The organism is Streptomyces sp. VNUA24 (assembly GCF_029167005.1).
In the GTDB taxonomy this organism is placed as follows: domain Bacteria; phylum Actinomycetota; class Actinomycetes; order Streptomycetales; family Streptomycetaceae; genus Streptomyces; species Streptomyces scabiei.
In genome coordinates this window covers 2,384,292-2,397,419 of the sequence record NZ_CP119143.1, presented here as the reverse complement: position 1 = coordinate 2,397,419, position 13,128 = coordinate 2,384,292, and the positions used below count along the sequence as shown (strand labels likewise).

Here is a 13,128-nt window from a genome sequence, read left to right as displayed (position 1 = left end):
TGTCAGGCGTGCCCCGGCCCCCGCAACCGGTTATCGGCCGGTACGTGGCCACGGGCCGAGTCCGACGGCCCCTGCCCTCGGTCGTCCTGCCGCGGCTTCCGCTCCAGCAGGGCGGCCCCGAGCGGGGTCAGGGTGTGCAGGACCGTGTTGGCGTGGCGGTGGCTGGTGAGCAGGCCCGCTTCGCGTAGTACGGCGGTGTGGTGGCTGGCCGTCGTGGGGGTCACTCCGGCCCGGTGTGCGGCCTCGGTGGTGGTGCAGCCGGTCGCGCCGGCCCGCAGGATGGCGGCGCGGGTGGTGCCGAGCAGGGCGTTCAGGGAGGGCGAGTCGACGGAACGCGTCGTCGCGGGCAGGTGGTGCAGGGGGTAGAGCAGCACGGGCGGGAGTCCCGGGTCGGCCAGGGCGATGGGCGCGTGCCAGCAGAAGTGGGAGGGGATCAGGAGCAGCCCCCGGCCGTCGAGGGAGACGTCGCGGTGGTCCGGGTACGGGTCGATCTCCAGGACCGGTGACCGCCAGCGGATGGTGGGGCCCAGCTGGTCGAGCATGCCTCCGGTCCCGGCGTGGAACAGGGTGTGCGCGTGCCGGGCGCGTTCGGCGTGCAGCCGTTGCTGGATGTGCTCCTCGTGCGGGGTGATCACGGCACGGTGGTAGGCACGCAGGGCGCCCACGAGTTGTTCCCGCATGCCCCGCTCGCCGAGCCGACGGGTCCACGCCGGGGCGCCGACGGCCCGGTCGAGCAGCTCGACCTCGCCCGCCACCCTCGTGTCCGGGGTCGCCAGAACGGCGTCCAGCCCGGCGTCCAGGTCCTGTGTGCCCTCCGGGGGCGTCAGGAAGTCGGGGAAGTAACCGGCGCGCGGGAAGAGCGGCAGCAGGAAGCTCTTCACGGTCTGTTCGAGCCCGGCCCGGCGCAGCGCGGCGCGCGCGTCACGGAACCAGGGGGCGTAGGCCCAGCGGCCTTCGCGAGTCTGGAGCCGGTGCAGGCTGACCGCGATCTCCCAGAGCGCGTGGGGCTCGGTCGCCACGCGCACCTTGGTGAGGTCCTCGGGTGTGAAGTGAAAGCGGAGCATCCCGTTCCCCATGGTCGCCTGTCTCCGACCTGCGTGTTTTCACTCCCCTCGCATGAGCATGACAGCGGCGCGTGGTGCGGGAAACATGAATTCCCGCCAGCCGTAGGTCCGTTGGCATTCCGTTGGCATCGTCCAGGAGGAAGGCACGCCGATGTTCCCGTACGAGCAGAAGCACGACCGGAAGTCCGGCCGCACCCCCCGTCGGGGCCGCAGGGCCCTCGCCGCCGTGGCGCTCACCGTCGCCACGGCCGGTCTGAGCCTGGTCGCACCGGGCTCCGCGAGTGCGGCACCGCAGGCGTGGTCGTGCGGCACCGGCAACCTGTGCGCCTACACCGGCGGCGCCGGCAACGGCAGCCGCTGCTCGTGGTCCAACGCCGACGCGGACTGGTGGAATGGTTCCGTGCAGTGTTCGTGGTCCGACACCCAGAACGTCGGGTCGGCCAAGAACAGCGGCACCTCGTCCGCGTACGCCTACGTCGTCCTCTACACGGGCCCCAACTACACCGGCAACGGCTACTGCATCCCGCAGAACGGTGGCGAGTGGCCGAACCTCAATGTCAGGATCCGTTCCCACCGCTGGGAAGCCAGCTGCTGATCCACGCCTGACGCCTGACGCTGGGCGACTCGGGGGCCGAACGCGGACGGCGGCTTCGTCGGACTCGCCTTCGGCCCCCTCCCGTCGCTCCTGCACTCCCAGCGCCGTTGCCGGAGCCGATCCCGTCGACGGCGCGCCCCGCACCCTCTGGACAGGGAATGCCTGTGCCGACCTGAACGTCGACCATCAGGCCGGAGTCGATGCCGACCCGGGAATCGGCCCCACCGATAGGCGATCGAGCACGCCTTTCTAGGATGGCCGGGTGCCGCACTTCGAGATCGTGACAGCCGTCGCCGCACCCCCGCACCGGGTGTTCGAGGCATGCCTCGACGTGGAAGCGCACACGCGGTCGATGGCCGATTCCTCGGAGCGGGCGGTCGGTGGCAGGACCCGGGGCGCACTCTCGCTCGGCGACACGGTGACCTTCCAGGCCCGCCACTTCGGCCTGACCTGGCGACTCACCGCCCGCATCACGGCGTACGACCCGCCCCGGTGCTTCGTGGACGAGCAGGATGCCGGCCCCTTCGAGCGATGGCATCACCGTCATCACTTCGAGCCGGACGGCACGGGCGGCACCGTGATGAGGGACGTCATCGACTTCGCCTCGCCGTTCGGATTCCTCGGACGTGTCGCCGACCGCACTGTCCTGAGCTGGTACATGCCCCGCCTCATCAGAACCCGCAACGCTTACCTCGCCGACGCCTTGCGCTGAGCCCGGATCGACGATCACCACGCCCTCAGGGGCGGTACGAGGGCCGGCACACGGACCGGGCGCGCTGCCGGGCCACGGTCGAACGCGTCCGCCTGAACGCCTCCGCCCGGACGCGTCCGTCTGAACGCGTCCGCACGAACGCCTCGGTCTGAACGCCTCCGCACGAACGCCTGCGCACGAACGCCTCCGCACGAACGCCTCCGTGCCCCACGCGGCTGACCCGACCGACGACCGGAGGACCGGATTTTTCAGAGTGTCGTCGAGGGTCGCTGAAAAACGCCTCTGACCTGGACGCTCGTGACCAGGACGACCGCGGCGCCCGCCGACGGCGCCCGTTCTCCCTCCTCCAGGGTCCGGTCACCCATGCGTACGCACACGACGTGATCGAGCTCCTGTCCCCTCAGATTCCGGCGTGGAGCCGGACACCGAAGGAGCACGCATTGCCGCCCAAGTCAGTCAGGTGGGGGATGCTCCCCGCCCTCGCAGGTGCGGTGGCCGTCTCGGTCGCCGTGCCGGGACCGGTCGCGCAGGCCGTCGCCCCCGAAGCCGCGTCGGTGGGGCAGCGCACGCAGACCGCCACAACCGTCACCCTCATCACCGGGGACCGGGTCACCCTGCGCCCCCAGCCCGGCAAGAAGGCTCCCGCCGTGTCCGTCCTGCCCGGCAAGGGCCGGCAGGACATGGGCTTCCGTCTCGTCCGTGCCCTCCGAGCCGGGACACAGCACATCAGTGTGATCCCCCAGGACGCCGAACGCCCCCTCTCCACCGGAAAGCTGGACGCGCGGCTGTTCGACGTCACGGAGCTGACCCGCATCGGTCGGGACGACGCCCGCTCGCGCTCACTGCCGCTGATCGTCATGGAACGCGCCGGCAAGGGGGCCTCCCGCTCCGCCCTCGCCGCACACGGAGCCGGCCTCGGGCGCACCCTGCGCGCCCTGAACGGCGGCACCCTCACCCAGCCCAAGAAGACCACCGGCGGTCTGTGGCGGTCGCTGCTCAAGGGGCAGTTGTCCAGCCGTGTCGGCAAGCTCTGGCTGGACGGCAAGGCGAAGGTCCTGGACGACGAGAGCAACAAGATCATCGGGGTTCCCGCCACCTGGAAGTCGGGCATCACCGGCAAGGACGCGCTGATCGCCGATCTGGACACCGGTATCGACGCCACCCACCCCGACTTCAAGGGACGCATCGCCGCATCGAAGGTCTTCGCCGGTACCAGCCTCAAGGACGGGTACGGGCACGGCACCCACACCGCCTCCACCATCGCCGGGACGGGCGCGGCGTCGAACGGCAAGTACGCGGGCGTCGCGCCGGGCGCCAGGCTGCTCATCGGCAAGGTCTGCGACGACGACGGAGCTTGTCCGGACAGTGCGATCATCGCCGGGATGGAGTGGGCCGTGGCCCAGCACGCGGTCGCCGTCAACATGAGCCTCGGCGACACCGTCACCGACGGCACCGACCCGGTGTCCACCGCCCTGAACCGGCTCACCGCCCAGAGCGGCACCCTGTTCGTGGTGGCCGCCGGCAACGAGGGCGGGCCCAAGGGCAACGGCGTGGACGGCACCGTGGGAAGCCCGGGCAGCGCGGACGCCGCGCTCACCGTCGGCAGCACCACCAAGCGCGACACGCTCAGCTACTTCTCCAGCCAGGGACCCCGGCTCGGCGACGCCGCCGTCAAGCCCGAACTGGTGGCACCCGGCTCGGACATCATCGGTGCCCGCGCCGAAGGCACCAACATGGACACGCGCGTGCCCAACCCGCGCTACGAGCAGGCGTCCGGCACCTCCATGGCCGCCCCGCACGTCACCGGCGCCGTCGCCCTGCTCGCCCAGGCCCACCCCACCTGGAAGGCCGCCGACTTCAAGCGGGCCCTGACCTCCTCGGCGCACGGCCTGAAGAACCTGACCGCCTTCCAGCAGGGCTCCGGCCGCCTCGACATCGTGCGCGCCCTGAAGCAGAAGGTGTACGCCACCTCCGGCGCCGCCGGCCTGGGCCTGTTCACCTGGCCGCACGCCGGCGCCACCGCCACCCGTCAGATCACCTACCGCAACGACGGCGACCGGCCCGTCACCCTCGAACTCGCCCTCGACGCCTACGGCCCCGGCGGCAAGCGGGCACCCGCCGGCATGTTCTCCCTGGACGCCACGAGCGTGACCGTTCCCGCGCACGGCACCGCCACCGCGCACGTCACCGGCCGTACCACCAAGGCCCAGGTCGGCCGCTACGGCGGCGCGGTCCTTGCCACCGCCGGGGACACCACGGTGCGTACCGCGGTCGGCCTGTTCGCCGAGCCCGAACGCCACACCCTGACCATCACCGGCCTCAACCGTGAGGGAAAGCCGGCCGCGGGCGCACCGCTGACGGTCTTCGGCCCGCGCACCGGCATCCGGCAGGACATCCGGCTGGGCGGGGACGGCACGTTCCGGCTGCGTCTGCCGGAGGACGACTACACCATCCTCGGCGTCGACGACAGCCTCGCCGGGTTCGACGCCTCCGGGAACCGTACCGGCACCCGTACCCTGCTCGCCGCCACCGGCATCCGCACCGACCAGGACCGTGCCGTGACCCTCGACGGACGCAGGGCCGGCAAGGTCTCGGCCCGCACCGACCGCCGCGACGCCACCGCGATCTCCACCACGGCCGGCCTCGAACTGACCCCCGCGCGGGGAGATGACAGCTACGCGCTCACCGTCGTCGTCGGAGGCAAGGCCACCCTGTACGCCACTCCCACCGCCCAGGCCCCGGGCGTCACCTACGCCGCCTCCACCACCCTCACGGGCAAGGACGCGGGCGGTGCCTACCGCTACTCCCTGCGCCAGACCCACAAGGGCGGCATACCGGCCGACACCGACCCCGTAGTCCACGACCGTCAACTGGCCACCGTGCACGCCACGTACGCCTCCCAGGGCGGCAGGCGGGCCGTGGCCGTGCGATCCGACCTGCCGTCGTCCACGTCGGAGTTGACGCCGTTCGTCCCGACGCTGCGCACCGCTCTGCCGAGCCGGGCGACCGAGTACTACTCCGTCGCCCCCGGACTGACCTGGACGCACTACCTGGACCTCTTCGGGACGACGGACAACAGGCCCGACGGCAGTCTCCCGGAACACGACGAGACCACGGCGGTCCGCCGCTACCGGGCCGGACACACCTACGGCATCGACTGGAACCGGGCCCCCGTCGGCCCGGCCGTCCACAGCGCCACCCGCACGGGCAACGACGTATCCCTGGACCTCGTGCCGTATGCCGCCCAAGGCGCGGGGCAGCGCCTCGACCTCGCCGAGTCCGGGATGTCACGCGAGGTCGTGCTGTCCTCCGGTGGACGGGTCCTCCACCGGGCCGACGACCTCCTGGACATCGGCTTCACCGTCCCCAGCGCCGCGAAGCGCCGCTACACCCTGGCCGTCCGCACCACGCGCACGGCCGACTGGACCGCGCTCGGCACCCGCTCCACGGTGACCTGGGGCTTCACCTCGGCACGGCCCCGAGGCTCCAAGACGTCGGCGCTGCCGCTGCTCACGGTACGCGCCGGGGGAGCCGTCGACCTCCGCAGCACCGCCCCCGCCGGCGGCGTCTTCCGCCTGCCGCTCACGGTCCAGCGCCCCCCGAAGGCCGCACGGCCGGCGGTGACCCGGCTGGCCCTCCAGGTCTCCTACGACGACGGCCGCACCTGGAAGACCGTCCACGTCACCCGCCGGGGCACCACCGGCACCGCCCTGCTCCACCACCCGAACCGCACCGGTTACGCCTCCCTGCGGATCAGCGCGGCGGACAAGGCGGGCAACACCGTCACCCAGACCGTCCTACGCGCCTACCGCATCGCGCCGGCCCACTGACCCTGCACGACGGCGCCCTTGAGGGACCTGCGAAGGGCACGGTCTGAGGGGGCACCGGGTCATCCCGGTGCCCCCTCGGACATGCCTGCACCGCAACCTGACGTGCGACATCCCGCAGGTCCGGGCCGACCGTCCTCGGGACCCTGGTCCGGTCAGAGCCTGCGGACCACACGAGTGGCGACCGTCGCGTACCCGATTCCGAGCGCCAGGGAGGCGAGGAGAGCGAGGACGGGGAAGTCGTCGCGGAGGAGCGGGTAGACCTGGAAGTGGGTCAGGTAGATGTAGAGGGAACTGCTCGCCAGGACGCCGGCGACGCGGTTGAGCGGACCCAGGCTCGGCAGCGTCGGCACCCAGATCAGCAGCGTCAGGCCCGCCATGACCAGGAGGGTGCGCTGCGGCTGGTCCTGGAACAGGCCGGGCGTGGTGAGGAGCAGGATCGCGGTCAGCAGCAGCCGTTGCCGGACGCTCGTCGCGCGAGCCGCCGCCCAGCCCAGCGCGAAGAGCCAGAAGACGACGGCCGGGCCCAGGTGGAAGCGGGCGGGCGCCAGCCCCAGCAGGTCGTAGCGGCCGACCAGGCCGATCGCCACCAGAGCGAGCGGCACCCCGAAGGGGTGGCGCCGCTCCAGGCGGTCCAGCAGCGGTACGGTCAGCAGCGCGCCCAGCACGACCAGGAAGTAGACCAGGGCCTCCACGAACCAGTAGTGCCACTCGTGGCGCTCGGTGCCCTGGTCGAGGACGCTGTTGAGCAGCAGCGCGTTGGCGGGATCGTACAAGCCGGTCAGCAGGACCGCGCCGGTGATCCACACCATGCTCGGGAGTGCTATGCGGGCGACGCTGCGCCACAGGTGGCGCAGGCGGTCCCGGTGGTCGGCGGCGGTCAGGTGGAAGCGGGCGAAGTTGAAGCCTGCGACGCCGATGAGGATGTGCGCGCTGCCCTGGAGGGTGAAGACGGGGATGTGCGAGCCGACGACGAGCACGATGCCGATCGCCCGTAGCGCGATCCCGGTCTCCAGGGAGCGTCGGGCGCCACGCGTTCGGGAACCGTGTACGGCGGAGTGTGTCGGACGGCGCCGTCCGGCCCACCGTGGTGGGCGGTCTGTGGTCCCACCGCGCTCTCCGGCCGGGCTGGTGTCCGGGGCCTCCGGCCGTTGCCGCGACTCCGGTGCCAGGGACCGCAGTTCACGGATCGGCCTCGTGTGCCAGTCCGTGGGCAGCGTGCCGAGAGCTTCCTCCAGCCGTAGCGACATTTCCACGTAGCAGAGCGAGTCGCCGCCCAGACCGACGAAGCTGCTGTCGTCCGTGACGTCGTCGCGATCGAGTATGTCGGCGTAGAGGCTCCGCAGGACGGCTGCCGGTTCCCCGTTCGGTGGGTCGACGGCCGGGTCCGCGCCCGCGACGCCCGCTCCCGGCCCGGGACGTGTGAGGCGGCGTACGGTGCCGTAGTCGGGTTTTCCGCTGGTCAGGCGGGGCAGTTCCGCGACGAGGCGTACCTGGACCGCTCGCGGCGGAATCCCGCATGCGTGCGCCACCAGACGGCGCACGTGTACCTCGCCGGAAGCGCTCCCGAGGCCGTCGATCATTGCAGCCACCGCCAACGCGTCCCCGTCGCCCGCGCAGAACGCGGTGATTCCGTGCCGGTCCAGCAGGGTCTCCACGCGCTGGGGATCGATCCGCAGGCCGCAGATCTTCGCGAAGCGGCTGCGGCGCCCGACTATCTCGAACAGCCCGTCGGGTGCGCGCCGCGCCAGGTCGCCCGTGTACAACTCCCGCACGGTACGGCCGAGTGCGAGGTCGGCCGGGCCCTGCGCGTAGCCGAGCATGACGTTGGGGCCGGAGTAGACGAGTTCGCCGATGCCGTCCGTCGCGGCGCCGCTCCCACCGGTGTCCGGCTCGGCCGGGGTGTCGACGGGTGCCAGGCGGAAGGAGCCGCCGGGGATCGGCACGCCCACGGATTCCGGGCGGGCGGCGGCGAGGTGCGGCGGCAGATAGGCCATGCGGGCCGTCGCCTCGGTCTGCCCGTACATCACGAAGAACTCCCAGCCCGCGCCGCGCCCCAACTCGGCGTAGCGGGCGACCCGTTCGGGTGCCAGCCGGCCGCCCGCCTGGGTGACGCGCCGCAGGTGCGGCAGCTCCATGTCGGCGAAGCCGACGCGGTCGAGGAGGTCGAAGGTGTACGGCACGCCGGCCAGCGATGTGCCGCGGGCCGAGCGGAACTCCTCCCAGAACTCGGCGTCCGCCACGGAGCGGTCGGTGAGGATCAGCGCGGCACCGCGGACCAGGTGGCTGTGGATGACGGACAGGCCGTAGCAGTAGTGCGGCGGCAGGGTCGTGACCGCTCGGTCGGTGTCGCTGATGCCGAGGTACCCGGCGATGGCCGCGGCGTTCGACTGCACGTTGTCGTGCGAGAGCCGTACGAGCTTCGGCGAGCCGGTCGACCCGGACGTGCTCAGCAGCAGCGCGAGGTCGGGGTGGAGGGTGTGGGCACTGCCGGTCCTGCGTTCGTCGAGGGACCAGTGGCCGCGCTCGTCCTGACGGACCACCACGTCCGGGTCGTACGCCGTGGTCAGCGCGTCCACGGCGCTGTCGTTGTCGCCGGGGACGAGCAGGACGGGGTGTCCGGCGGAAAGGGCGGCGAGATGGACGACCAGGGCGTCGACGTCGTTGGCGCCGGCCAGCAGGACGAGGCGGCGGACCGGGCCGAGGCGCTCCGCCGTGACGGTGACCCGGCGGGCGAGTTCCCGATAGCTGAGCGCACCTGAAGAGGTGATGAGTGCGACGCGGTCGCCATGCGCGGCAAGCCGGCGCGCAAAGGTCACTCCGCGCGGCCGGGAGGACGGTTCCGGCACAGGGCCCGGAGCCGTGGGAGCGCCCGGAGCCGTGAGAGGGCTCCGAGCGGGCAGGACGGTCGGAGTCGCGAGGGAGCCGGCGATCGGCGGGGGGCTCGGAACCGAGGCCCGCGAGGGGGCGAGAAGCGGTTCGGGCGGGGAGATCACGGGCGCGCAACCTTTCTGCGGCAGCGTCCGCAAATAGCACAGATCCCTTGACGGTTAGGCAAGCTTTACCTTATTCATAGCATGTTCACAGTTGGCTTGAAAGCATCAGTTCGCCGCCCGTCGACCGAATCCGCGCCCAGCGGTTCGCCGGTGGCCCGGCAGGAAGGCACCCCACCATGCGACGCCCCCTGGCTCGCCGGATCACCGCGCTCGTCGCGGCCGGCCTGCTGCTCCCCGCCCTCGCCGCCTGCGGCTCCGACGACGACAAGAGCACGGCCGGCGAAGGGGGCGACTCCACCCTCGTCATCTACTCCGGACGCAACGAGAAGCTGGTCGAGCCGCTCCTCGACAAGCTGGAGAAGGCGGTCGGCACCAAGGTCGAGGTGCGCTACGGCGACAGCGCGGAACTCGCCGCCCAGATCCTGGAGGAGGGTGAACGCACCAAGGCGGGGCTGTTCTTCTCCCAGGACGCCGGCGCCCTGGGCGCCCTCTCCAAGGAGGGGATGCTCAAGAAGCTCCCCCCGTCCTCCCTCGACGAGGTGGACGAGGCGTATCGCGGCGGTGCCGGCGACTGGGTGGGTCTGTCCGGACGTGTCCGGGTGATTGCCTACAACCCGGACGACCTCACCGAGGGTCAGGTTCCGGACAGCGTCCACGACGTGGTGAAGCCCGAGTGGAAGGGCAAGGTCGGCTTCGCGCCCACCAACGCCTCCTTCCAGGCATTCGTCACCGGCATGCGCGTCCTGGAGGGCGACGACGCCACGCGCGAGTGGCTGACGGACCTGAAGGCCAACGGCGCGAAGACCTACGCGCACAACCTCGCCACCCTCGACGCCATCGAGGCCGGTGAGGTCTCCCTCGGCCTGGTCAACCACTACTACTGGTACGAGCGGGTCGCCGAGAAGGGCGAGGACCAGGTCAATGCCAAGCTCCACTTCCTGCCCGGCCAGGACTCCGGCGCCCTGATCAACGTGGCGGGCGCGGGCATCCTGAAGGACGGCGGGCAGACCGGGGCCGCGCAGAAGGCCGTCGACTACCTGCTCTCCAAGGACGCGCAGACCTACTTCGCCGACACGACGAAGGAGTACCCGCTGGCCGCGGGCGTCACCAGCACCGTCGAGGGGCTGCCGCCGTTCGAGTCCCTGGAGTCCCCCGACATCGACCTCGGCAAGCTGGACTCCCTCCAGGAGACCCTGGCGATGCTCCAGGACGTCGGACTCGTCTGACCTCGTGCACACCACCGCATCCACGGCACCCCCGGCCGGCGCGGACGCTCCGGCCGGGCGCCGGCGTGTCCGTACCGCCCGGGGGGCCACCTCCGACGCCGGGCGCCGGCCGCCGCTCGTCCTGCTCGTCCCCGCCTGCGTCGCCGCGCTGTTCGCGTTGCTGCCGCTCGGCTACCTCGCCGTGCGCGCCCTCGAACGCGGGCCCGCCTTCGCCTGGGACGTCGTCGCCGACGAACGCACCCTCGCCCTCCTCGGCCGCAGCCTCGGTCTCACCGTCGTGGTCGTGGCGGCCTGCCTGGTCCTCGGGGTCTCCCTGGCCTGGCTGACCGTGCGCACCGCGCTGCCCGGCGCCCGCGCCTGGTCGGTGCTGGCCACGCTGCCGCTCGCCGTGCCCAGTTACGTGGCCGCGTTCACCTGGCTGGCCGCCGAGCCCGGCCTCGCCGGGTTCGGCGGTGCCGCGCTCGCCCTGACCCTCGTCAGCTTTCCGTACGTCCTCCTGCCGGTCGCCGCCGCGCTGCGCGGCATGGACCCGGCTCAGGAGGAAGCCGCCCGTTCCCTCGGACACGGCCCGCTGCGCACGTTCCGGCGCGTCACCCTGCCCCAGCTGCGTCCCTCGGCGGCGGGCGGCGCCCTGCTCGTCGCGCTCTACGTGCTCTCCGACTTCGGCGCGGTCTCCCTCATGCGCTACGACACGTTCACCCGCGCCATCCACACCTCCTACCGCGCCTCCTTCGACCGCACCCCGGCCGCCGCGCTCAGCGTCGTGCTGGTCGTGATGACGGTGGCCCTGGTCGCCGCCGAGGCCCGTACCCGCGGACGGGCCGGACACGCGCGGACCGGCACCGGCACCGCCCGGCCGGCGGTTCCGCTCCCCCTCGGCCGGTGGCGGCCGGCCGCCCTGCTGTGGTGCGCCACCGTGGTCGCCGTGGCGGTCGTCCTCCCGCTCGCCACCCTCGGCTACTGGCTGACCGCCGGCTCCTCCGCCGGCTGGGACCTGCCCCTGCTCACGGACACCGCGCTGGCCACCCTCGGGGTCGCCGCCGCGGGTGCCGCCCTCACCACGGTCCTCGCCCTGCCGGTCGGGGTGATCGCGGCCCGGCACAAAGGGCGCGGGGCACGGCTGCTGGAGCAGTCGGCGTACGCGGGCCACGCGCTCCCCGGCATCACGGTCGCGCTGGCCCTGGTCTTCTTCGCGGTCCGCTACGCCTACCCCCTCTACCAGCGACTGCCGCTGCTGGTCGGCGCGTACGCCGTCCTCTTCCTGCCCGTCGCGGTCGCCGCGACCCGCGCCGCGGTCCTCCAGGCGCCGCCCGTGCTGGAGGACGTGGCCCGCTCGCTCGGCCGACGCCCCTGGCAGGTGCTGCGCGAGGTCACCGTGCCCCTGGCCGCGCCCGGGGTGGCGGCGGGGGCGGCCCTCACCTTCGTGGTCTGCATGAAGGAGCTGCCGGCCACCCTCCTGCTCCGGCCGACGGGCATGGACACCCTGGCCACCCGGCTGTGGACCGAGACGGGCGCCGGCTCGTTCGCGGCGGCGGCCCCCTACGCGGCCGCGCTGATCCTGTTGGCGGCCGTTCCCTCCTATCTCCTTGGCAGGCACCGCCCATGAACGCTCTCCGGATCGAGGGCCTGACGAAGTCCTACGGCCCCGACGCCCCCGTCCTGCGCGGCCTCGACCTCACCGCGCCCTCCGGATCCCTCGTCGCGGTCCTGGGCCCCTCCGGCTGCGGCAAGACCACCATGCTCCGTGTCGTCGCCGGCTTCCTGCGCTCCGACGCCGGCACGGTACGGCTCGGCGACCGCGTGCTCGGCGGTCCGGGGGTCCACCTTCCGCCCGAGCGCCGCCGGATCGGCATCGTGCCGCAGGAGGGCGCGCTGTTCCCGCACCTCGACGTGGCCCGCAACGTGGCCTTCGGCCTCAAGGGCGCCGACCGAACCGAACGCCGGGCCCGCACGGAGGAGATGCTCGACCTCGTCGGACTCGCCGGCTACGGCGACCGTATGCCCCATGAACTCTCCGGCGGCCAGCAGCAACGCGTGTCCCTGGCCCGCGCCCTGGCTCCGCGTCCCCAACTGGTGCTCCTCGACGAGCCGTTCAACGCCCTGGACAGCGCCCTGCGGGCGGGCGTCCGGGCGGACGTGCGCGCGGCGCTGCGGGCCACGGGCGCCACGGCGGTCCTGGTCACCCACGACCAGCAGGAGGCCCTGTCCACGGCCGACCTGGTCGCGGTCGTCCACGCGGGCCGGGTCGTGCAGTGCGCCACGCCCCAGGACCTCTACCGCCGCCCCGCGAACCCCTGGGTGGCGGCGTTCGTCGGGGAGGCGGTGCTGCTCCCGGGCACCACCAGCGGCGACGGGACGGCCGACACGGCACTGGGCCGAGTCCCCCTCACCGGCCCGCCCACGGGCACCCGGGAAGGCACGGTCCTCCTGCGCCCCGAGCAACTCCGGCTCACCGTCCCCGACACCGACGGTGCCGTCCCCGGCCGGGTGACCGACATCCGCTACTACGGCCACGACGCCATGGTCACCGTGACCGTCCCGCACCACGCCTCGCCCATCGACATCCGCGTCCCGGGCCAACCACCGGTGGGGCTCGGCGAGGAGACAGGGGTACGGGTGGTGGGCGAGGCGACTCTGCACGACAACGCCACGGCATCCTCGTCGGAGATCGCGGAGCCGCCTCGGACGTCGCCGAGCGCCTGAAGCGG

Annotated in this window: 8 protein-coding genes; 6 read left to right on the top strand and 2 right to left on the bottom strand. The window is 72.6% G+C overall.

The features are described 5' to 3' along the window. Positions 1 to 2 precede the first annotated feature (2 nt). Positions 3 to 1,064, bottom strand: a complete 1,062-nt coding sequence (locus tag PYR72_RS09970; RefSeq protein WP_275454975.1) for a winged helix-turn-helix domain-containing protein — start codon at positions 1,062 to 1,064, stop codon at positions 3 to 5. 151 nt (positions 1,065 to 1,215) lie between these two features. On the opposite strand from PYR72_RS09970, the gene PYR72_RS09965 reads away from it, so the two are divergent. The 3 genes from PYR72_RS09965 to PYR72_RS09955 all read left to right on the top strand — a co-directional run bounded on the left by PYR72_RS09965 (position 1,216) and on the right by PYR72_RS09955 (position 6,201). Beyond that, complete coding sequence (locus PYR72_RS09965; protein ID WP_275454974.1) at positions 1,216 to 1,659, top strand: peptidase inhibitor family I36 protein; 444 nt, start codon at positions 1,216 to 1,218, stop codon at positions 1,657 to 1,659. 262 nt (positions 1,660 to 1,921) lie between these two features. Further along, positions 1,922 to 2,371, top strand: coding sequence for an SRPBCC family protein (locus PYR72_RS09960; RefSeq protein WP_275454973.1), 450 nt, complete (start codon positions 1,922 to 1,924; stop codon positions 2,369 to 2,371). Between the two features lie 440 nt (positions 2,372 to 2,811). Next, entirely contained in the window at positions 2,812 to 6,201 is a 3,390-nt protein-coding gene (locus tag PYR72_RS09955) for a S8 family serine peptidase (RefSeq protein WP_275454972.1), read from the top strand. Positions 6,202 to 6,353: 152 nt separating this feature from the next. Here the strand turns inward: PYR72_RS09955 and PYR72_RS09950 are convergent, their stop codons facing one another. Further along, positions 6,354 to 9,017 (bottom strand): AMP-binding protein, encoded by a 2,664-nt coding sequence (locus tag PYR72_RS09950; RefSeq protein WP_275454971.1) that lies wholly within the window; start codon positions 9,015 to 9,017, stop codon positions 6,354 to 6,356. 353 nt (positions 9,018 to 9,370) lie between these two features. Here PYR72_RS09950 and PYR72_RS09945 point away from each other — a divergent pair, with 353 nt between their 5' ends. From PYR72_RS09945 to PYR72_RS09935, 3 genes are read left to right on the top strand one after another with little or no spacing between them, the layout of a single operon-like run. Continuing rightward, on the top strand, positions 9,371 to 10,420 hold the full coding sequence (locus tag PYR72_RS09945; RefSeq protein ID WP_275454970.1) for an iron ABC transporter substrate-binding protein: 1,050 nt from the start codon (positions 9,371 to 9,373) through the stop codon (positions 10,418 to 10,420). A 4-nt stretch (positions 10,421 to 10,424) separates the two neighbouring features. After that, a complete protein-coding gene (locus tag PYR72_RS09940; protein WP_275454969.1) occupies positions 10,425 to 12,026 on the top strand; it encodes an iron ABC transporter permease in 1,602 nt (533 codons plus the stop codon). After that, entirely contained in the window at positions 12,023 to 13,123 is a 1,101-nt protein-coding gene (locus PYR72_RS09935) for an ABC transporter ATP-binding protein (protein WP_275454968.1), read from the top strand. The genes PYR72_RS09940 and PYR72_RS09935 overlap by 4 nt, the downstream gene beginning before the upstream one ends. The last annotated feature ends 5 nt before the right edge of the window (positions 13,124 to 13,128 follow it).

Bases quoted from the DNA above. Each gene is read 5' to 3' on its own strand.
- PYR72_RS09965 (WP_275454974.1), top strand. From the start codon at position 1,216: ATGTTCCCGTACGAGCAGAAGCACGACCGGAAGTCCGGCCGCACCCCC.
- PYR72_RS09945 (WP_275454970.1), top strand. From the start codon at position 9,371: ATGCGACGCCCCCTGGCTCGCCGGATCACCGCGCTCGTCGCGGCCGGC.
- PYR72_RS09970 (WP_275454975.1), bottom strand. From the start codon at position 1,064: ATGCTCCGCTTTCACTTCACACCCGAGGACCTCACCAAGGTGCGCGTG.
- PYR72_RS09935 (WP_275454968.1), top strand. From the start codon at position 12,023: ATGAACGCTCTCCGGATCGAGGGCCTGACGAAGTCCTACGGCCCCGAC.